Origin of the sequence: Micromonospora sp. U56 (assembly GCF_018070095.1) — a bacterium.
Classification (GTDB): domain Bacteria; phylum Actinomycetota; class Actinomycetes; order Mycobacteriales; family Micromonosporaceae; genus Micromonospora; species Micromonospora purpureochromogenes.
This window is the reverse complement of sequence record NZ_JAGPYL010000009.1, coordinates 14,253-34,188: the sequence shown is the minus strand read 5'-3', so window position 1 is coordinate 34,188 and position 19,936 is coordinate 14,253. Positions and strand designations below refer to the sequence as shown.

Annotated in this window: 22 protein-coding genes and 1 riboswitch; of the genes, 12 read left to right on the top strand and 10 right to left on the bottom strand. The window is 74.8% G+C overall.

Annotated features, from left to right (window positions below):
* The first annotated feature begins 41 nt into the window (after positions 1-41).
* Both KBX37_RS05890 and KBX37_RS05885 read left to right on the top strand, forming a co-directional pair.
* Positions 42-1,238, top strand: coding sequence for a PP2C family protein-serine/threonine phosphatase (locus tag KBX37_RS05890; RefSeq protein WP_210774904.1), 1,197 nt, complete (start codon positions 42-44; stop codon positions 1,236-1,238).
* Positions 1,239-1,383: 145 nt separating this feature from the next.
* Complete coding sequence (locus tag KBX37_RS05885; protein WP_210774903.1) at positions 1,384-2,139, top strand: GAF and ANTAR domain-containing protein; 756 nt, start codon at positions 1,384-1,386, stop codon at positions 2,137-2,139.
* Here the strand turns inward: KBX37_RS05885 and KBX37_RS05880 are convergent.
* Complete coding sequence (locus KBX37_RS05880) at positions 2,093-2,458, bottom strand: STAS domain-containing protein (protein ID WP_210774902.1); 366 nt, start codon at positions 2,456-2,458, stop codon at positions 2,093-2,095. The genes KBX37_RS05885 and KBX37_RS05880 overlap by 47 nt on opposite strands.
* A gap of 128 nt (positions 2,459-2,586) precedes the next feature.
* On the bottom strand, positions 2,587-3,438 hold the full coding sequence (locus KBX37_RS05875; RefSeq protein ID WP_307848970.1) for a DUF3152 domain-containing protein: 852 nt from the start codon (positions 3,436-3,438) through the stop codon (positions 2,587-2,589).
* Between the two features lie 153 nt (positions 3,439-3,591).
* On the opposite strand from KBX37_RS05875, the gene KBX37_RS05870 reads away from it, so the two are divergent.
* From KBX37_RS05870 to KBX37_RS05855, 4 genes are all read left to right on the top strand, one after another.
* Complete coding sequence (locus tag KBX37_RS05870; protein ID WP_307848969.1) at positions 3,592-4,833, top strand: DUF2786 domain-containing protein; 1,242 nt, start codon at positions 3,592-3,594, stop codon at positions 4,831-4,833.
* A 117-nt stretch (positions 4,834-4,950) separates the two neighbouring features.
* Positions 4,951-5,310, top strand: a complete 360-nt coding sequence (locus KBX37_RS05865; protein WP_247657139.1) for a YciI family protein — start codon at positions 4,951-4,953, stop codon at positions 5,308-5,310.
* Complete coding sequence (locus KBX37_RS05860; protein ID WP_210774899.1) at positions 5,307-6,551, top strand: RNA polymerase sigma factor; 1,245 nt, start codon at positions 5,307-5,309, stop codon at positions 6,549-6,551. The genes KBX37_RS05865 and KBX37_RS05860 overlap by 4 nt, the downstream gene beginning before the upstream one ends.
* Positions 6,552-6,580: 29 nt before the next feature.
* Entirely contained in the window at positions 6,581-7,216 is a 636-nt protein-coding gene (locus KBX37_RS05855) for a dihydrofolate reductase family protein (RefSeq protein WP_210774898.1), read from the top strand.
* Positions 7,217-7,301: 85 nt separating this feature from the next.
* Here KBX37_RS05855 and KBX37_RS05850 read toward each other — a convergent pair whose 3' ends face one another.
* The 5 genes from KBX37_RS05850 to KBX37_RS05830 form a co-directional block, all read right to left on the bottom strand.
* A complete protein-coding gene (locus tag KBX37_RS05850) occupies positions 7,302-7,811 on the bottom strand; it encodes a hypothetical protein (RefSeq protein WP_210774897.1) in 510 nt (169 codons plus the stop codon).
* Between the two features lie 279 nt (positions 7,812-8,090).
* Positions 8,091-8,264 (bottom strand): CsbD family protein, encoded by a 174-nt coding sequence (locus tag KBX37_RS05845; RefSeq protein WP_088964196.1) that lies wholly within the window; start codon positions 8,262-8,264, stop codon positions 8,091-8,093.
* Positions 8,265-8,452: 188 nt separating this feature from the next.
* The gene (locus KBX37_RS05840) at positions 8,453-10,711 is read right to left on the bottom strand and encodes a cation-translocating P-type ATPase (protein WP_210774896.1); all 2,259 of its coding nucleotides are present in this window, start codon (positions 10,709-10,711) and stop codon (positions 8,453-8,455) included.
* A gap of 14 nt (positions 10,712-10,725) precedes the next feature.
* Positions 10,726-11,724 (bottom strand): hypothetical protein, encoded by a 999-nt coding sequence (locus tag KBX37_RS05835; RefSeq protein ID WP_210774895.1) that lies wholly within the window; start codon positions 11,722-11,724, stop codon positions 10,726-10,728.
* Positions 11,725-11,758: 34 nt separating this feature from the next.
* Positions 11,759-11,968 (bottom strand): heavy-metal-associated domain-containing protein, encoded by a 210-nt coding sequence (locus KBX37_RS05830; RefSeq protein WP_210774894.1) that lies wholly within the window; start codon positions 11,966-11,968, stop codon positions 11,759-11,761.
* A 94-nt stretch (positions 11,969-12,062) separates the two neighbouring features.
* On the opposite strand from KBX37_RS05830, the gene KBX37_RS05825 reads away from it, so the two are divergent.
* Both KBX37_RS05825 and KBX37_RS05820 read left to right on the top strand, forming a co-directional pair.
* A complete protein-coding gene (locus KBX37_RS05825) occupies positions 12,063-12,362 on the top strand; it encodes a metal-sensitive transcriptional regulator (RefSeq protein WP_154939970.1) in 300 nt (99 codons plus the stop codon).
* 153 nt (positions 12,363-12,515) lie between these two features.
* Positions 12,516-12,740, top strand: coding sequence for an SHOCT domain-containing protein (locus KBX37_RS05820; RefSeq protein ID WP_210774893.1), 225 nt, complete (start codon positions 12,516-12,518; stop codon positions 12,738-12,740).
* A 69-nt stretch (positions 12,741-12,809) separates the two neighbouring features.
* Here KBX37_RS05820 and KBX37_RS34210 read toward each other — a convergent pair whose 3' ends face one another.
* Positions 12,810-13,439: a DUF305 domain-containing protein gene (locus KBX37_RS34210; protein WP_307848968.1), complete on the bottom strand. Its 630-nt coding sequence runs from the start codon at positions 13,437-13,439 to the stop codon at positions 12,810-12,812.
* 68 nt (positions 13,440-13,507) lie between these two features.
* Positions 13,508-14,008: a hypothetical protein gene (locus KBX37_RS34205; protein ID WP_247657125.1), complete on the bottom strand. Its 501-nt coding sequence runs from the start codon at positions 14,006-14,008 to the stop codon at positions 13,508-13,510.
* Between the two features lie 400 nt (positions 14,009-14,408).
* Between KBX37_RS34205 and KBX37_RS05810 the strand changes: the two genes are divergently transcribed.
* Together KBX37_RS05810 and KBX37_RS05805 are read left to right on the top strand one after the other, a co-directional pair.
* Positions 14,409-15,749: a YibE/F family protein gene (locus KBX37_RS05810; protein ID WP_210774892.1), complete on the top strand. Its 1,341-nt coding sequence runs from the start codon at positions 14,409-14,411 to the stop codon at positions 15,747-15,749.
* A 166-nt stretch (positions 15,750-15,915) separates the two neighbouring features.
* Positions 15,916-16,046: riboswitch (cyclic di-AMP (ydaO/yuaA leader) on the top strand.
* A gap of 4 nt (positions 16,047-16,050) precedes the next feature.
* On the top strand, positions 16,051-17,070 hold the full coding sequence (locus KBX37_RS05805) for a hypothetical protein (RefSeq protein ID WP_210774891.1): 1,020 nt from the start codon (positions 16,051-16,053) through the stop codon (positions 17,068-17,070).
* Between the two features lie 61 nt (positions 17,071-17,131).
* Here the strand turns inward: KBX37_RS05805 and KBX37_RS05800 are convergent, their stop codons facing one another.
* Positions 17,132-17,785: a carbonic anhydrase gene (locus tag KBX37_RS05800; protein WP_210774890.1), complete on the bottom strand. Its 654-nt coding sequence runs from the start codon at positions 17,783-17,785 to the stop codon at positions 17,132-17,134.
* Between the two features lie 233 nt (positions 17,786-18,018).
* Here KBX37_RS05800 and KBX37_RS05795 point away from each other — a divergent pair, with 233 nt between their 5' ends.
* Both KBX37_RS05795 and mycP read left to right on the top strand, forming a co-directional pair.
* Positions 18,019-18,348, top strand: coding sequence for a helix-turn-helix domain-containing protein (locus KBX37_RS05795; protein ID WP_210774889.1), 330 nt, complete (start codon positions 18,019-18,021; stop codon positions 18,346-18,348).
* Positions 18,349-18,618: 270 nt separating this feature from the next.
* A complete protein-coding gene (gene mycP, locus KBX37_RS05790) occupies positions 18,619-19,857 on the top strand; it encodes a type VII secretion-associated serine protease mycosin (protein ID WP_307848967.1) in 1,239 nt (412 codons plus the stop codon).
* The last annotated feature ends 79 nt before the right edge of the window (positions 19,858-19,936 follow it).

Sequence of the window (19,936 nt, the reverse complement as noted above, 5' to 3'; positions counted from 1 at the left end):
GGTACCCGTACCGGCAGGCGGGCGGCGGGACGGAGGCGACGGTGAGCGAGCGGGCAGCGCTGCACGGACTGCTGCGGCACTCCCACCACGCGCGCCCGGAGGACCTGCCGGCGCTGACCCGACGGATGGCCACCGAACTCGGCGCCACCTCGATGCGCATCCACCTGGTCGACCACGAGCAGCGGGAGCTGCTGCCGATGGACGACGGGGCCGCCGATCGGGGCTCGTTGGCCGTCGACGGCACCCTGGCCGGGCGGGCGTACGCGATGATGCGCCCGTACGCCGCCGACGGCGGGCCCGGGCCGGCGCGGCTGTGGGTGCCGCTGCTGGACGGGCTGGAACGGCTGGGCGTGGTCGAGGTGCTCACCGCCGAGCCGATCCCCGCCGACCGGGTCTCCGAGTTCGAGGCGGCCTGCGCGCTGCTGACGGAGCTGGTCGTCACCAGGTCCAGCTACAGCGACACCGTGGAGCTGGTGCGCCGCCGCGCGCCGATGCGGATGGCCGCCGAGATGCTCCGCGCCCAACTGCCGCCGCTGACCTTCTCCACGGGCAGCATGACCATCAGCGGCCTCCTGGAGCCCAGCTACGACGTGGGCGGGGACGCCTTCGACTACGCGGTCAACGGCGACATCGCCCACCTGGCGCTCTTCGACGCGGTGGGGCACGGCTCGCACGGCGGGATGCGGGCGGTGATGCTGGCCAGCCTGGCGCTGGCCGCCTACCGCAACGCCCGGCGGTCCGGTCACGACCTGATCGCCACCTACCACCACATCGACACGGTGGTCCGCGACCACGACCGGCGGGGCCTGATCACTGGCGTGCTGGCCGAACTCGACCAACGCAGCGGCCGGCTGCGGGTGATCTCGGCCGGGCACCCGAGCGGCCTGGTGCTGCGCCGCGGACGGGTGGCGACCGTGCTGCCCACCCCGACCGCGCTGCCGGTCACCCTTGGCGAGCACCGGGCGCCGGTGGTGGTCGAGGAGGCCCTGGAGCCCGGCGACGACGTGCTCTTCCACACCGACGGGATCACCGAGGCGCGCTCCGCCGACGGGGAGGCCTTCGGCGTCGACCGGCTGGTCGACTGTGCGGTCCGGGCACTCGCCGACGACCTGCCGCTGCCGGAGACCGCCCGCCGCCTGGTGCACGCGATCCTCGCCTACCAGGACGACCAGCTTGTCGACGACGCGACCGTGCTGCTGGTGCGTTGGCACGGCCCCGCCGGGCACCCGTTGACCTGATCACCCACCGGATTGACGCGCGACCCGCCGGGGTATCGGCGGATTCGTCAAGGACCGCGTCGGGGTCGGTGGCGTGCCGGAACCCCGCATGCGGTGGGGAGGAGGCACCGTGCCGGCCAACGATCAACCGCATTCCCGACCTGCTGTGTCCCCTTCCGCCGGCCGGGACGGGGCGACCAGCGGTCACGCCCTCGCCGCCCGGCTCGCCATGCTCGCCCGGGAGTTCCAGGGCGAGCGGACGGTGGAGGACACCCTGCGGGCCATCGTGCACGCGGCCGTGGACACCGTGCCCGGCGCCTGGCACGCCGGGATCACCGAGATCGAGGGGCGGCGCCGGGTGAGCACCCCCGCCGGCACCGGTGAGGTGGTGCTGCGGGTCGACCGGGCGCAGTACGAGACCGGCGAGGGCCCCTGCCTCACCTCGGCGTACACCGAGCGGACCGTCCGGCTGCCCGACGTGGACACCGAGGAGCGCTGGCCCAGGTTCATCGCCCGGGCGCGGGAGCTGGGCGTCGGCAGCATGCTGTCGTTCCAGCTCTACGTCGCCCGGGACAATCTGGGCGCGCTCAACCTCTACGCCCGGGAGCCGCACGCCTTCACCGGCGAGTCGGAACGGGTCGGGCTGCTCTTCGCCTCGCACGCCGCCGTGGCGGTCGCCGACGCGCGGCGGCTCGACCAGCTCAACCGGGCGCTGGACGTACGGGACCTGATCGGCCAGGCCAAGGGCATCCTGATGGAACGGCACCGGCTCACCGGCGCCCAGGCCTTCGAGCTGCTGGTGATGGCGAGCCAACGGATCAACGTCAAGCTGGTCGACGTGGCCCGCGAGCTGGTGGAGACCGGCGAGCTGAGCGTCACCGGCCGGCCGGAGCGAGCCCGAGCAGGGCGAGCACCCCGGTGATCTCCAGGACCCGACGGACCACGGGCCGCGCGTTCGCCACCACCAGCGGGCAGGCCCGGTCGGCGGCCCAGGCGTACGCGTCGAGCAGGACGTGGACGCCGGAGGAGTCCAGGAAGGGCACCTCGGCGAGGTCCACCTCGACCGGGGTGCCGGTGAGGTCGGCCAGCACGGCGTCCAGCGCCGCGCGCAGCTCGCCGGAGGTGGCGAAATCCACCTCGCCGGCGACGCTCACCCGCAGGAGGTGGCCGCCGATGTTGGTGAGGGTGATCCGGAGGTCGGCCGCCGATATCGACAAGAGTTGCCCAGGCTCGGTGTGCACTGCACTGCTCCCTACGCCCACCGGGCTCGTTCCCTCGTAGCAGAAGGCAGAGACCAGCGCAGCCAGCCTAGCCGCAGCCGGCGGGGAAAGCACAGGTCCGTCCCGTGGGCGGGACGCCGACGCCGGGGTCAGTCCCCGGCCGGCACCGGGTCGTCGTACTCGCCGGGACGGCCGGTGTGCAGGGTGCCGTCGACGTACGGCCAGGCGTTCGGCGCGCAGCCGTGCAGCCCCAGCGTCTGCTGCTGCATCACCGGGGCCGGCGCGCCCCGGGCCGGGCACAGCTCGTGTCCCATGCCGAGCCGGTGGCCGACCTCGTGGTTGAGCACGTACGCCCGGTAGGTCGCCAGGTCACCGCCGAACCCGGGCACCCCGCGCGCCCAGCGGGCCACGTTGACCACCACCCGGTCCCCGTTGCGGCAGGAGGTGTAGCGGTCGTCGGCGTCCCCGCACAGGTCGGCGCGGGTCGCCGGGGTGGTCAGCAGCACGGTGAAGTCGGCCGCGACGTCCGGGCCGACCCGTTGCAGCCGCCACCGCCCCCCGCCCGTCCAACCCCGGCGGTCGGCGAGCACCACGGCCACCTCCCGGCCGAGGAGTTCCACGTCCACCTCGTCGATGCCGCCCTCGACCGCCACCCGGTACCGCAGCAGCTCGCCCACGCGTCCGGCCACCGCACCCCGGGCGGTCGCCGTCCGCCAGGTGCCCGTACCCCGCTCGGGGTAGCCCAGGACGCGGGCGGTGGGCGTCGCCGCCGGCCGGCCCGGCGCGGCGGCCGCCGCCGCGCGGGCCGGCGCGGGCGCCCGGCGGACGTCACCGCTCAGCTCGCCGAGGTCCGGCTCGCCGCGCCGGGCCACCCAGGCGCCGCCGCCCAGGCCGGCGACCACCACCAGCGCCAGCACCAGCGCGCCCGCCCGGGCCCCGGCCCCGCGACGACCACGGCGCCGACCCTGGTCGGCCGACCCGCTCACCGTGAGGCTGCCCACCCTCGTCCCTCCGTCCGCTCGGGCAGTAGTACGCGGACGGGGCCCGTGCGGATGAGTGATCCGGCTGTCGAATCCGCACCCGGTACCGTTGCCGGGCAGACACTCCCGACGATCCGGACACCACCCGGGCGTCTTGCCCAGGAAGGACCACCCGTGCCGGACGCCCACGCCCTCATCGCCGACGCGGTCGCGGCGGTGCGCGGCACCGACGTACGCGACGCGGAGCGGAAGCTGGACCGGCTCGTGGTCGGCACCGGCGCCCCGGACGGCACGGCGGTGGTGGACGCCGCCCTCCTCGACCGCCTGGCGGGCGCCCTCGCCCGGCTCTGGCCGCGCGGCTGGCAGCCGGTCGACGTGGCCCGGATGGTGACCCGCCGTCTCGGCGCGCGACCCGGCCGGCTGGTACCCGACGCGCTCGCCGCCCAGCGGCGGGGGCAGGCCGGCGACGTCCCGCCGTGGTGGGACGAGCAGCTCGACGGGCTGGCGGCCCGGGTGTGGTGGGACGACGACGCCGGCTGGCTGGCCCGGTGGGCCGCCCGCGAGGGCGAGGACCGGATCACCGCGCTGCGCGACGCGGTCGAGGTGCTGGCGCTGCTGGACGGCCTGCCGCCGATCGCGATGCTGCGCCCGCCGCCGGGCGGGGGCGGGCCGGCCGTGGCCCGGCGCGCCGCCCCGGGGCGCAGCGGTTCGGTGATGCTCGACCGGGTGCGGGCGCTGCTGGCCAAGGCCGAGTCGACCACCTTCCCGGCCGAGGCGGAGGCGCTGACCGGCAAGGCGCAGGAGTTGATCGCCCGGCACAGCCTGGACCGGGCGATGGTCGAGGCCACCGCGGAACGCCCCGACCTGCCCGGCGGGATGCGCCTGAGCACCGACGCGCCGTACGCCGGGGCCAAGGCGCTGCTGGTGCAGGAGGTGGCGGCGGCGAACCGGTGCGAGTCGGTCTGGAACGACGACCTGGGTTTCGCCACCGTGCTCGGCTTCGCCGGCGACCTGGAGGCGGTCGAGCTGGTCTACACGTCGCTGCTGGTGCAGGCCACCGCCGCGATGCTGCGCGGGCGCACCGAGCGCAAGCGGGGCAGCAGCCGGCGGACCAAGGCGTACGACGAGTCGTTCCTGCACGCGTTCGCGCTGCGCATCGGTGAACGGCTGCGGGCCGCGACCGAGGAGGCCGACCGGCAGGCGGCCGAGGCGACCGGCCCGGAACGGCTCCTCCCCGTGCTGGCCGCCCGCTCGGACGCGGTCCGCGAGCGGATGGAGAGCCTCTTCCCCGGCGTCACCCGGGCCCGGCTGACCATCCGGGACGCCGACGGCTGGCACTCCGGCACCTCCGCCGCCGACCGGGCCTCGCTGCACGCCGGCACGCCACCGGCCCGGCCGTTGCCCGGCCGGAGCTGACCGCTCGGGCAGAATTCCTTCCGGCGACGGTGTCGGATCCACCGGGCGGGCTCCGACCTGTCATCGAGGGCCACGAACGGCGTGGCCAACCGACGTCAGGAGCACCACGTGAAGTACATGTTGCTGATCTGGAACCGGCCCGGCTTCGTCGAGGGCCTCTCCGAGCAGGAGCGCACCACGCTCTTCGGTGAGGTCGACGAGATCATGAAGGAGCTGACCGAGTCCGGCGAGCTGGTCGGTGGCCAGGCGCTGGCCGACCCGTCGCAGACCCGGACGGTCCGGCTCCGTGGCGAGCACCCCGAGGTGACCGACGGGCCGTTCATGGAGAGCAAGGAGCAGTTCGCCGGCTACCTGATGGTCGACTGCGACAGCCCGGAGCGGGCCGTCGAGATCGCCGCGCGCTGGCCCGACGTCCGGATGGGCTTCGGCGTGCTGGAGGTGCGCCCGGTGATGGACGAGGCCGGGACCGAGATGTGACACCCCGGGAGGTGGAGGACCTGCTGCGCGCCCTCGCGCCGCAGGTCCTCGGCATCCTGGTCCGCCGGCACGGCGCCTTCTCCGCCTGCGAGGACGCGGTGCAGGAGGCGCTGCTGGCCGCCGCCACGCAGTGGCCGGAGCGGGGGGCGCCGGACAATCCCCGCGCCTGGCTGCTCACCGTCGCCGGCCGCCGGCTGACCGACGAGTGGCGCAGCGAGCGGGCCCGCCGCGACCGCGAGGTCGCCGTCGCCCTCCGGGAGCCGGCGTACGCGGCGGTCGCCCCGCCCGCCGACGAGCCGCCGTCCACCGGGGACGACAGCCTCACCCTGTTCTTCCTCTGCTGCCATCCGGCGCTGCCCCGCTCGGCGCAGCTGGCGCTGACCCTGCGTGCGGTGGGTGGGCTGAGCACGGCACAGATCGCGCAGGCGTTCCTGGTGCCGGAGCCGACCATGAGCCAGCGCATCCGCCGGGCCAAGCAGCGCGTCGAGGCGGCCGGCGCGCGGTTCCTCATGCCGTCGCCGGCCGAGCGGGACGAGCGGCTGCGGACCGTGCTGCACGTGTTGTACCTGATCTTCAATGAGGGCTACACCGCCTCCAGCGGGGCGGACCTGCACCGGGCCGAGCTGACCGGCGAGGCGATCCGGCTGACCCGCCAGCTGCACCGGGCGCTGCCCGACGACGGCGAGGTGGCCGGCCTGCTCGCGCTGATGCTGCTCACCGACGCACACCGGGCGGGGCGGACCGGGCCGGGCGGGGAACTGGTCCCGCTCGCCGAACAGGACCGGAGCCGGTGGGACCGGGCCGCCATCGCCGAGGGGGTGGCCCTGGTGACCGAGGCGCTGACCTGGTCGGCGCCGGGCCCGTACCAGCTCCAGGCGGCGATCGCGGCGGTACACGCCGAGGCCCCCGCCGCGGAGCGGACGGACTGGCCGCAGATCGTCGCCCTCTACCGGGTGCTGGCGGCCGTGTCGCCGAACCCGATGGTCACCCTCAACCGGGCCGCCGCGATGGCCATGGTGGACGGTCCGCGCGCCGGGCTCGCCCTGCTCGCCCCGCTCGACGCCGACGAGCGGATCGCCGGCCACCACCGGCTGGCGGCCGTCCGGGCCCACCTGCTGGAGCTGGCCGGGGAGCGGGAGTCGGCGCGGGAGGCGTACCTGCTGGCGGCCCGGCGGACCACCAGCCTGCCGGAGCGGCGCTACCTGGAGGTGCGCGCGGCCCGGCTGGCGGGCGACCGATGAGTTCCGGTGACGACGGGAGTCCACCCCGCATGACCACAGTGAGCTGTCAGATCTCGATGTCGTTGGACGGGTACGTGGCGGGGCCGGACCAGAGCCGGCAGGACCCGCTGGGTCGGGGCGGGCTGCGCCTGCACGAGTGGTTCTTCGGGCTGGACGCCTGGCGGGAGCGGCACGGGCTGGCCGGAGGGGAGCGCGGCGTCGACGCCGAGGTGGTCGACGAGATGACCCGGGACGTCGGGGCGTACGTGATGGGACGCCGGATGTTCGGCGGCGGCGACGGGCCGTGGGACCTCGACTGGACCGGCTGGTGGGGCGAGGACCCGCCGTTCCGTACGCCGGTCTTCGTGCTCACCCACCATCCGCGCGAGACGCTGGTGATGCGCGGCGGGACGGAGTTCCGGTTCGTCACCGACGGGCTCGCCGCCGCGCTGCGGCAGGCCCGGGAGGCGGCCGGCGACCGGGTGGTCTCGGTGGCGGGCGGCGCGAGCACGGTCAACCAGTGCCTGGCGGCGGGGCTGCTGGACATCCTCCAGCTGCACGTCGTGCCGATCGTGCTCGGGGCCGGTGAACGGCTCTTCGAGGGGGTCGGCGACCCCCGGCTGGAGCAGGTGTCGGTGGTCGCCGGCCCGACCGTCACCCACGTGACCTACCGGGTACGGCGCTGAGCGCCGGCTACCGGTAGCGGCGCGCGGACCCCGCTCCTTGCGGTCGGCCGGGCGCGGCCGACCGGGGAGGGTCGAACCGTGCCGGTCAGACGTGGCAGTCGCGGGTGAGCCGCTCGGGGATGCGGACGAAGCCGGCCGCCATCCAGGTCGCCGGGCTGGCCGCCGCGGCTCCCGTATCGATCTGCTTCGCGGCATCGGTCACCAGATCCCTGATCCGCGGGTCCTCGGCGTTGCCGGCCTGCTTGCGCAGGTCGTCGGCGAGCCCGGCGAGGGTGCCCTTGAGCTGGCCGTTGAGCTGCTCCGGGGTGAGTTCGCGGCGGGTGGCCGCCGCCGAGTCGTCGGCGATCCTCCGGCTGGCCTCGATGATCAGCTCATCGGCGCGCCGGCAGACGGCGGCGGTGTTGGCGGCGCTCGGGCCGGTCGGCGACGCGCTCGGGCTGGGCGTCGCGGTGGCGCTCGCGCTCGCGGTGGCGGTGGCGGTGGCGGTGGCCGGAGCGTCCTGCGGGTCGGCAGCGTCGTTTCCGGCCTGCTGGCAGCCGGTGGCGAGGGCGGCGCAGGCCACCAGGGCGAGCGCGGCGGCGGAGCTTCGGAACATCGGTTTCCCCGTTCGGGTGTCGGCCGTCCGGCGGGGACGGCGCGGGTCGACCATCGGCCGGAACTCGTCGCCCGGCCGCCGGGTCGGAACGCGGCGGATGTCGTTCTGGCAACGACCAGGATCGCTGCGAGGTCACGTCGGCGTGCTGCGGCCGTCGTGCCGGCGGCACTCACGCTCCGCTGCCGCGAACCGGTTCCCCGGTGGTGACAGCGGTCGTCGTCGGCCCAGCGCGCCGCGCGCCGGGCCGACAGTCGTCGGCCCGGCGCGCGGAATGCGTCGTCAGCTCTTGAAAGCGTCCTTGATCTTCTCGCCGGCCTGCTTGAGGTTGGACTTCGCCTGGTCGTTGCGGCCCTCGGCTTCGAGGCGCTCGTCGTCGGTCGCCCGACCCAGGCCCTCCTTGATCTTGCCCGTGGTGTTCTCGCCGGCATTGTCGATCTTGTCGTCGATACCCATGCGAACCTCCATTTTGCAGTTCCTCCGACGTCGCGGATGTACCCCGGGCCTTTTCGCTGGAAACACCGATCACCCATACGTGATCACCCACGGTGACCGGCGCCGCGGTCGGGGGCAGCGGGATGGGGACGGGGAGGAACGCCGCCGCCGCCGGCCCCCACGGTGGACCGGCGGCGGCGCGCCCGTGCTCAGCCGACCGGGCGGAACCCGCGCAGCCGGAGGCTGTTGGCGACCACGAACACCGAGGAGAAGGCCATCGCGGCCCCGGCGATCATCGGGTTGAGCAGGCCGGCGGCGGCCAGCGGCAGCGCGGCCAGGTTGTAGGCGAACGCCCAGAAGAGGTTGCCCTTGATGATGGCCAAGGTCCGCCGGGACAGCCGGATGGCGTCGACCGCGGCGGTGAGGTCGCCGCGGACCAGGGTCAGGTCGGCGGCCTCGATCGCCACGTCGGTGCCGGTGCCCATGGCCAGCCCCAGGTCGGCCTGGGCCAGCGCGGCGGCGTCGTTGACCCCGTCGCCGACCATCGCGACGGTCCGCCCCTCGCCCTGGAGTCGCCTGACCACGTCGACCTTGTCGGCCGGCAGCACCTCGGCGATCACCTCGTCGATGCCGACCTCGGCCGCCACCGCCCGGGCGACGGTCGCGTTGTCGCCGGTGAGCAGCACCGGCTTCAGTCCCAGGCCGCGCAGCCCGTCGATCGCCGCCCGGCTGGTCGGCTTGACCACGTCGGCGACCGCGAGGACGCCCCGGGCCCGGCCGTCCCAGCCGGCCAGCACGGCCGTCCGGCCGGCCGCCTCCGCGTCACCCGCCGCCCGCACAACCTCCTCGGGTACGTCCAGGCCCCGCTCGCGCAGCAGCCGGAGCCGACCGACGACCACCTCGTGGCCGTCCACCGTGCCGGTGACGCCGAGCCCCTCGGCGTTGGCGAAGCCGGTGACCGGCGGCAGCGCGCCCGCCTCGGCGGCGCCCGCCGCGACCGCCCGGGCGACCGGGTGCTCCGAGCCGGCCTCCAGCGCCCCGGCGAGCCGGAGCAGTTCCGCCCGGTCGACCCCCTGGGCGGGGAGCGCGTCGACCAGAGTCATCCGGCCGGTGGTGACCGTGCCGGTCTTGTCCAGCACGACGGTGTCCACCTGGCGGGTGGACTCCAGCATCTCCGGCCCCTTGATCAGGATGCCGAGCTGGGCTCCCCGGCCGGTCCCGACCAGCAGCGCCGTGGGCGTGGCCAGGCCGAGCGCGCACGGGCAGGCGATGATCAGCACGGCGACCGCGGCGGTGAACGCGGCCGTCGGGCCCGCCCCGGTGCCGAGCCACCAGCCGAGCGTGCCGGCGGCCAGGGCGATCACGATCGGGACGAAGACGCCGGAGATCCGGTCGGCCAGCCGCTGCACGGCCGCCTTGCCGGACTGCGCCTGCTCCACCAGCTTCGCCATCTGGGCGAGCTGGGTGTCCGCACCGACCCGGGTGGCCGTGACCACCAGCCGGCCACCGGCGTTCACCGTCGCGCCGACCACGGTGTCGCCCGGGCCGACCTCGACCGGCACCGACTCGCCGGTGAGCATGCTGGCGTCGACGGCTGACGTGCCCTCGTCCACCACCCCGTCCGTGGCGACCTTCTCGCCGGGGCGGACCACGAACCGGTCCCCCACCGCGAGCTGGTCGACCGGGATCCGGGTCTCGACGTCGCCGCGCAGCACCGCGACGTCCCGGGCGCCCAGCTCCAGCAGGGCGCGCAGGGCGGCGCCGGCGGTCCGCTTGGAACGGGCCTCGAAGTACCGGCCGGCGAGGATGAACACGGTGACGCCGGCCGCCGCCTCCAGGTAGATGTTGCCGGCGCCGTCGGTGCGGGTGATGTCGAGCCGGAACGGGTGGGTCATCCCGGGCATCCCGGCGTCGCCGAGGAAGAGCGCCCAGAGCGACCAGCCGAACGCGGCCAGGGTGCCGAGCGAGACCAGGGTGTCCATGGTGGCGGCGCCGTGCCGCAGGTTGATCCAGGCGGCCCGGTGGAACGGCAGCCCGCCGTAGACCACCACCGGGGCGGCCAGCGTCAGCGACAGCCACTGCCAGTAGGTGAACTGCCAGGCCGGCACCATGGCCAGCACGATCACCGGCACGGTCAGCGCGACCGAGACCCACAGCCTGGTCCGCAGGCCGCGCAGCTCGTCGGCCGGCTCGGCGACCGGTCCGGCCGTACCGGCCGGGGTGGGCGGGGGCGGCACGACGGCGGTGTAGCCGGTCTTCTCCACCGTGGCGATGAGGTCGTCCGGCGTGACCTCGTCGGCGTACCGGACGGTGGCCTTCTCGGTGGCGTAGTTGACGGTGGCGGTCACGCCCTCCATCCGGTTGAGCCTCTTCTCGATCCGGGCCGCGCAGGACGCGCAGGTCATCCCGCCGATGGTCAGCTCGATCCGATGGGGCGCGACCGGCAGGGACTTCGTGGTCGGGGTCATCGCGGCACCTCCGATCAGTTGTGCCCGTGACCGGGGGCGCCGTGGCCGGCGTCGGCGGTCGGGGTGGGAGCGGTCGGGGTGGCCCGGGTGCCCGGGGTGCTCGCCGGGGCCGCCGGAGCGTCGCCGGCCAGCACGGTGAACTCGGCGGTGTGCACCGCCCCCCCGTGCCGGAAGTCCAGGTAGAGCCGGTAACTGCCAGCCGAGGGCACCTCGGCGGCGAAGCTCACCGCCGGCCCGGCCGGGGTACGCCCGTCACCGGGCACGCCCTCCGGGTGCACGTGCAGGTACGCGAGGTCGCCCTGCCGCAACGCCACCAGGTGCCCGTACGCGCCGAGGTAGGGCTCCAGGTCGGTGACCGGCTTCCCGTCCCGGCTGACCGTCAGCGTCAGCTGGCTGGTACGCCCCGGCTGCGGGGTGCCGGTGAGGGTGACCGTGTAGCCGTCGACCGTGGTGCTGGCGGCCGGTGCCGGCAGCGGCCGGGGCTGGAGCTGGCCGGGGACGGTCACGTCGACCCCGAGGGTGAGCGGCTCGCCGCCCGACGGGGTGAAGTCGGCGAAGGCGCGCCAGACGCCCGGCCCGCCCAGCGGGGAGTCCACCCGCCAGGTGCCGTCGGCGCCCAGCTCGGGGTGGACGTGCCGGAAGCCGGACAGGTCGCGCCGCGCCACGATCAGGTGCATCCGCTTGTCGTGGGCGATCTCGTAGCCGGTCACCGCAGCGCCGTCCGGGCCGGTGATCCGGAAGGCGAACTGCCCGTTCGGGGCGTCCACCGGCTGCAAGGTGTAGCCGCGGTCGGAGACGAGCAGCCCGCCGGGCAGGTGCGCGGCACCGGTCTGGTCGCCGCCGGGCGAGTCGGAGCTGCCGAGCGGGTCGGAGCCGTGGCCGGCGCCGGCGGTCTCGTGGCGGGTGTCGGCGGCCGGGGTGACGGGGTCGGCCACGTGGCCGACCCCGTACGCCGTGCCGAACACCGCCGCGAGGCCGAGGGCGAAACCGCTCAGCTTCGTCGCCGTGTTCATCGTGATACCTCGGTTCTCTGGGGTCGTGACCCCGTCACGCCTCGACGAGGTCGTACCCGGCCTCGTCGACGGCGGCGCGTACGGACTCGGTGTCCAGCGGGCTCTCACTGGTGACGGTGACCCGGCCGGAGGCCAGGTCCACCTGGACGTCGCTGACGCCGTGGATCGCGCTCACCTCGGTGCTGACCGAGTTGACGCAGTGCCCGCAGGTCATGCCCTGCACCTGGTACGTGGTGGTGACCATGGCAACTCTCCTCCCGCATCCATGCTATACCCCCCAGGGGTAGCTCTCCCGAGGACCGTAGCATACCCCCAGGGGGTACGCTATCCTGGTCGTCATGACCACACCGAGCACCCCGACCCGGGGCTACACCGCCAGCAAGGATCAGCTGCTCGCGCGGCTGCGCCGCGTCGAGGGCCAGGTCCGCGGCGTGGAGAAGATGGTCGACGACGACCGGTACTGCATCGACGTGCTGACCCAGATCTCGGCGATCCAGGCCGCCCTGGACAAGGTCGCCCTCGGCCTGCTCGACGGCCACGCCCGGCACTGCATGCACGAGGGGGCCGCCGAGGGCCGCGCCGACGAGATGGCCGCCGAGATGATGGCCGCCGTCGGCCGCCTGATGAAGCGCGGCTGAGCCCGCCTTCCGCTTCGGGACGTTCGGCCCGGTCGACCCGGGCCCGCCGCCCCCGGACGCACACCGTCGGCGCGACTAGCGTCAGAGGTGACGACCGGGACCGGTGCCACCGGCACCGGACCGGCCGCCCGAGTCACGGACGGAGGGGCGGCCATGATGGGGTACGGCCCGATGGCGGGCCTGATGTGGATCTGGCCGGTGCTGGCGCTGGCCGGCCTGGCGGCCCTGGGCTACCTGACCTACCGGCTGGCGCAGTCGCCGCCGTCGACGGCCGCCGCCTCCGCGGCGCGGACGATCCTCGACGAGCGCTATGCGCGCGGCGAGATCGACGACGAGGAGTACCAGCGACGGCGGTCGGCACTGCGGACCGGAGCCTGACCGGCGCGGTCACCACGTCGGCCGGGACGCTGGAGCCACGACGGCTCCGGGCGCCCCGGCCGGCGGCGGTCAGAGCCGGGCGAGGATCTTCCTCATGGTGTCGATCTCGCCCTGCTGGGCGGTGATGATCTGCTGCGCCATGGCCTTGGCGTCCGCGTTGACCCCGTTGGCGATCTCCTGCTCCGCCATGGTGATCGCGCCCTGGTGATGGGCGATCATCATGGCCAGGAACTGCCGGTCGAACTCCCGGCCGGAGGCGGCCGCCAGCTTCCCCATGTCGGCGTCGGACATCATGCCCGGCATGCCGTGGTCGTGGTGGCCCCCGCTCGGGCTGCCGGACGGGACGGGCCGGCCCCATGCGGTGAGCCAACCGGTCATGGTGGCGATCTCCGGCGCCTGGGCGGCCTTGATCTGCCCGGCGAGGCGCTTGACCTCGGGGTCCTCGGCACGGCTGTCGGCCAGCTCCGACATCTGCACCGCCTGCTGGTGGTGCGGGATCATCATCTGGGCGAACATCACGTCGGCGTCGTCGAACGTGGCGGACGCGCTGGCCGAGGGGCCGGCGACGGCACCCGCGCCCGGCTTGTCGTGGCCGGAGCCGGCCTGGTGGTCGTCGCCGCCGCAGGCGGCCAGGGTGAGAGCGGTGCTGAGAGCGACGCCGGCCAGGGCGGCACGGCGCGCGATGGTACGAGTGGACACGATCAGACCTTTCGGTGTGAGGACGTACGCAACGGACTCCGGACGCGGCGGTACCGCGTCGGGGCGTCCTATCTGCGCAGCACCGACACCGTGGCGAGGCGGAGCCCGACCGGGCGGGGTGGCGGGGCGCGCGGCCCACGCGACGGCCCCGACGGGTGGCGGGTCGCGACCACGTGGTGGGCACGGCCGAGCAGCAGCGTCGCCAGCAGGAGCGCCACCGTGACGGCGCCGAGCACCGCCAGGCAGACACTCCAGCGACTCGGGGCACCCCCCGGCTGGTCGGCGGGTAGCGCCACCGCGCCGACCTGGCCGGCGAACGACACCGGCCCGGCGACATGGGCGGCCGGAACCGCTTCGGGCGCGACGCCGTGGGCGACCGGGACCGCCTCGGGCCCGGCGGCCTGAGCGACCATTGCCCGCTGCGACACGGCGGCGTGGCCGTCCGGGTGGGACGCGACGGAGTGCGTGCCGTGGCCGATGGTGTGCATGGCGGCCAGCCCGAGCAGGGTGCAGGCGAGCAGGAGCAGCCGGGCCCACCACCCGGCCGGCCGCGCCGTCGCCGTTCGCACCCGACCACGCTAGCCCGAACCGGGCGGGATCAGCGGCGTACCCGGCGCAACAGCTGGGCGTTGAGTGCGACACGATCGTCGAGGCGGACATCAGCGCCGTGGGCGCGCTGCCGGTGGCACGAACCGGGCGGGCCCGCACCGAACCTGGCTACGATTCACCGGCCATGACTCGCCAACCGCCGCAGCTGCCGCCGGCCCGCGTACCGCGCCGGGCTCGGCTGCCGTGGGCGACGGCCCGGGCGGGTCGCCACGCCGGGCCACCACGCCGTCCGGTCACCCTGGGTGACCCCGCCGGCACCCAGGGCCCACCCCGGGGTACGCGTCCCGCCACGCACGTCCCGCCGGTGAACCGACCGGCCGGCTGACACGTACCCCGCCCTGGATCGTTGGGAGACTCGCAATGGGCGCCGACCACACCCGTCCCGCTCCGTCCGCCCCACCGGGGGTGCGGCGGATCCTCGTCGCGACGGTGGTCCCGCTGTTCGTCGTCACGGTGATCGCCGCCCTGGTGCTGTGGCCGCGCGACTCGCGGCAGGCCGACGGCGGCGCCGAGCCGGCGCGCCACCACGGCACGGTGACCCGGGTGGTGACCGAACCCTGCCCGCCGACCCCGGAGGCGCCGCCCGGCGCGGCCGAGGGCCCGTGCGGGACCGTGACCGTCCGGGTCGAGCAGGGCCCGGACAGCGGCCAGCAGGTGGAGACACCGGTGCCCGCCGGCCCGGGCGCGCCCACCGTCGCGGTGGGCGACGAGGTGGTGCTGGTCCAACTCACCGACCCGGCCGACCCCACCGCCATCAGCTACCAGATCGCCGAACACCAGCGGGGCAAGCCCCTGGTGTGGCTGGTGGCGCTCTTCGCGGCGGCGATCGTGGCGTTCGGCCGGCTGCGCGGGCTGGCCGCGCTGGCCGGGCTGGGCGCCAGCTTCGCCATCCTGCTGACCTTCGTCGTACCCGGCATCGCGGCGGGCGGCTCGCCACTGCTGATCGCGATCACCGGCTCCGCCTTGATCATGTTCGTGGTGCTGTACCTGACCCACGGGACCACCGCGCAGACCTCGGTGGCGGTCCTCGGCACGCTGGGCAGCCTGGTGCTGACCGGACTGCTCGGCAGCCTGGCCACCGCCGCCACCCACCTGACCGGGTTCGGCAGCGAGGAGGCCACCACGCTGTCGATGTACCAGCGTGACGTCGACCTGCACGGGCTGCTGCTGGCCGGCATCATCATCGGCTCGCTCGGCGTGCTCGACGACGTCACCGTCACCCAGGCCGCCACCGTCACCGAGCTGGCGCACGCCAACCCCGGACTGTCCCGGACGCAGCTCTACCGGGCCGCCACCCGGGTCGGCCGGGCGCACATCGCCTCCACGGTGAACACCATCGTGCTCGCGTACGCGGGCGCCTCGCTGCCGCTGCTGCTCCTGCTCACCGCCGACAGCCGTCCGGTGAGCCAGATCCTCACCAGCGAGTTCCTGGCCCAGGAGATCGTCCGCAGCGCGGTGGCGACGCTCGGCCTGGTCGCCGCCGTACCACTGACCACCGCGCTGGCCGCGCTGGTCGCCACCGCCGGTCGTGGCCCGGCCGGCGATCCGGCCCGGAACACCGGGCCGGCACCCACTCCCCGCCCCTCCGCCGACCGGGACGCGGCGCTCGAGGCGCTGAGCGCGTCGCGTCCCGGCGGACCGTCCACCCCGGCCCCCGCACGGTGGCCCGACCCGGAAAGGAGCACGGAAAGCGCATGGTGAGACTCCGCTGCGTGACCGACGCCGACGCGGAACCTGACGAACGCGTCACTCGTCACGCTTCGCTACGACGAAATAACGCTTTTAGTCGGGTTCTGGACGTAGATCCCCGGTACGACTCTCGGGTAACCTCGCTGCCGGTCACCGCCGAAGGCGCGCAGCGGCGCCTGCGGTGCCGCCGCCCAATCGCCGCGAGGCGAGCCGGGGAACCAGGTACATGGGGTGAATCCGCGCGAGCGGTAGGGGCCACTTCCGTCCCGAACCCGTCAGCTAACCCGGTCGGCGGTCGACGGAAGGGAACACTGTGACGGCACCCCTGCGCCGCTGGTTGACTCCGGTGGTGGCCGTGTTCGCCGCGCTGGCCGTCGTCGGCGGGCCGACAGCCGCGATCGCCGCGCCCTCGACCCCCACCCCCTCCGGGCACGAGGCGGACGGCGAGCCCAAGCTGCTCACCGACGTCATCGAGCTGCGCAACCGCGAGTACTCGAAGGCCAAGAGGCAGCTGGAGAAGTCCAAGAAGCGCCAGCAGCAGCTCGCGCTGGAGGTGCGGCGCGCGCAGGACGAGCTGGCGGCGTTGCAGCCGACGGTCTCGCAGATCGCGGCGCAGTCGTACCGGACCGGCCGGATCGGCGCGGTGGCGATGCTGCTGGAGAGCGACGCGCCCGACTCGTTCGTCAGGCGCGCCGCCGCCCTGGACGAGCTGAACATGGTCAACGCGCAGAAGCTGGCCAAGGTCACCGCCGCCAAGAACCGCGCGGAGCAGGCCAAGCTGGCGTTGGACGCCGAGGTGCGCGAGCAGCAGAAGCTCACCAACGACATGGCGCGCGAGAGTCGGGAGGCGGAGAAGGCCCTCCAGCTGGTCGGCGGCCGGGGCTTCACCGGCGGCCTGGTCGACGCGACCTCGCCGGTCGCCCGGATCGGCCCCGGTCGGACGGCCGACGGCGGCTGGCGGCCCGAGTCGCGCACCGAGAACGACCCCACCACCTCCGGCACCATCACGCCGCGCACCCTGCACGCGTACAAGGAGGTCCGGCGGGTCGGCTTCAACCGGTTCGCGGGCTGCTACCGCCCCGGTGGGCCGTGGGACCACCCGAAGGGCAAGGCCTGCGACTGGTCGTTGCAGCGGAGCGGCTTCGCGCCCTGGTACAACAACGACACCCGGATGTACGGCAACAACCTCGCCGCGTTCCTGATCCGCAATGCCGACCGGCTCGGTATCTACTACGTGATCTGGAACCGGCAGATCTGGTTCCCGGCGACCGGGTGGAAGTCGTACAGCGGACCGTCGAACCACACCGACCACGTACACATGTCGATGCTCTAAGCGACGCGTACCGAACGAGGGCCGTCCCCGGTGGGGCGGCCCTCGTCGCGTGCGGGGGGTTTCAGCCGGCGACGGCGGTCGCCCGATCGCCGGCCTGGGCCGGCACGACGCTCGGCACCGCGGCCACCGTCCGCACCTCACCGGCGGCCAGCCGGTACGACATGCCGACCACCGCGCACCGCCCCTCGGCGACCGCGGCGGCCAGTACGGCGGAGTTGCCCAGCAGCGCCTCGACGGTCTGCGCGATGTGGATGTCGACGATCCCGTCGACGTCGTCGACGCCCTGCTCCGTGGCCCGTCGGAGGCTGAGCGCCACCGCGTCCACCACCGCCCGCAGGTGCCCGACCGGCGGCGTGCCGGTCCGCGCGGCGTCCCGGGCGGCCTGCACCGCCCCGCAGGAGTCGTGGCCGAGCACCACCACCAGTGGGGTGCCCAGGACACTCACCGCGTACTCGACGCTGCCGAGCACCTCGGGGCCGGCGGTGTGCCCGGCGGTACGCACCACGAAGAGGTCACCCAGGCCCCGGTCGAAAATGATCTCGGCGGCCAGGCGGGAGTCGGAGCAGCCGACGATCACCGCGAACGGGTGCTGGCCGTCGGCGACCGCCGCCCGGTGCAGCGAGTCCTGGTTGGGGTGGCGCTGCGCGCCCGTCACGAAGCGCCGGTTGCCGGCGTGCAGCTCGGCGAGCGCCTGCGTCGGATCGGTCAGGGTCATTGCCTCACCTCGGTCCCTCGCGAGATCGGCCTGGTCACACCCGGCCGGCGACGGAGGCGGCCTCGCAGCCCACCGTCACACGCAGCGAAAGATACGTCAAGGTATACGTGATACGGATTTCATACATTACCGGGACGTGCGCAGCGTGTTTCGCCGCCGTGTCCCCGGGCCGCGCCCGGGCGGCTCCGGGTGCGCGGAGGCCAGGGCGGAAATGCCGGCGGGCTGGCCATACCATGACGGGCATGGCGACGACTGCGCAGAACGGGAGCACCCGGAACTGGACGTTCCTCACCAACCACGCGCACGTGCTGCTCGCCATCGCCCGCAACCCCACCGCCCGACTGCGGGACGTCGCCGAGGAGGTCGGGGTGACCGAGCGCGCCGCGCAGGCGATCGTCGCCGACCTGGAGGCCGGCGGCTACCTCCACCGCACCCGGGTGGGCCGGCGCAACGAGTACACGGTCAACCCGCGCGGCCACTTCCGGCATCCGGCCGAGTCCGACCGCCAGGTGGGTGACCTGCTCGCCCTCTTCACCGGCGAGCGCACCGAGTCCACCTCCTGACGACCGCTCAGCACTGCGCGCCGACCGCGCGGCGCTCGCCGACCCGCCCCGGCACCGGTCCGGGCGACCACGGCGCGACCACCGGCCCGACCGACCGCCGGCTCCCCGGACGTCGGGCCTGTCGACCACGGCGCGACCACGGCGCGACCACGGCGCGACCGCCGGCGCCCGTCCGGCTGCCTCGTCAGCACGCCACGTCGGGCGCAGGGCGCCTGGAGGTCCGGACCGCCCGTCGCCCCGTACCGGGCGCGGCGGCGGTAATCTCAGCGCGTGCGCGAGAGCTTCCGGCCGACTGGGACGGCGCTGACCGAGACCTCCGGGCGTCCATTCCGGACGGTCCTCGGTGGAGTGATGGCGGCCCTGCTCGCCTCGCTCGTGGTGCCGCCGGCACCGGCCGTGGCGGCCCCGAACTGCCCCGGCCCGGCCGGCGGGGTCGCCCCCGCCGAGACACCGTGGGCGCTGCGCCGGCTCGACCCGGCGTCGGCCTGGCGGATCACCCGGGGCGAGCGGGTCACCGTGGCGGTCATCGACTCCGGCGTCTCCCCCACCCATGCACTGCTCAAGGGGCAGGTACGCGAGGGCCGCGACTTCAACGGCCTGGCGTCGATGCAGGGCCGGTGCGACCTGGCCGGCCACGGCACCATCGTGGCCGGGATCATCGCCGGGCGGGACGACACCGGAGCCCCGTACAGCGGTATCGCGCCCGCGGCCCGGATCCTGCCGGTCCGGGTGCTGCCCGACACCCAGCGCACCAACGACCCCGGCCTGCCCCTGCAGATCGCCGACGCGATCCGCTGGTCGACCGACCAGGACGTCCAGGTGATCAACCTGTCGCTGGTCACGGTGGACCACCCGAAGCTCGCCCAGGCCGTCGACTACGCGCTCGGCAAGGGCGTCGTGGTGGTGGCCGCCGCCGGCAACCGGCGGCAGGAGCAGCAGGACCTGCCGGCGTACCCGGCCGCGTACCCGGGGGTGATCGCGGTCGCCGGAGTCGACCGGGAGGGCGGTCACGTCGGCAGCTCGGTCAGCGGCAACTATGTGGACATCGCCGCGCCCGGGCTGGACATCGTCGGCCCCGCCCCGGGCGGCCAGGGCTACCTCGCCGAGCCGCAGGGCGGCACCAGCTTCGCCGCCGCGTACGTCTCGGGCGCGGCGGCGCTGATCCGCGCCGCCCGGCCCGACCTCACGCCGGAACAGGTCGCCTACCGGCTCACCCGCACCGCCGACAACCCGCCCGAGGGGCACAACCCCGAGCTCGGGTACGGGGTCGTGAACCCGTACCGGGCGCTGACCAGCTTGCTCGGCACCCGGACCGACCCCGCCGTCGGGGCCATGCCGCCACCCGGTGCGGAAAAGGACCCGCTGGGCTGGCAGCGCACCGTGGCGCTCTGGGTCGCAGGGGCCGCTGGAGTGCTCGCCCTGGCGCTGCTGGCGGCCCGACCGATCGTGGCCCTGGGTCGCCGGCGGAAGTGGCGGCCCGGCCGCCGCGCCGAGACCGTCGACGCCTGACCGGCCGCCGCCGACGCGCGCCCCACGAACGGCGGAGCGCCCGTTCAGCGGCGGAGCGGCCCACGAACGGCGCAGCGCC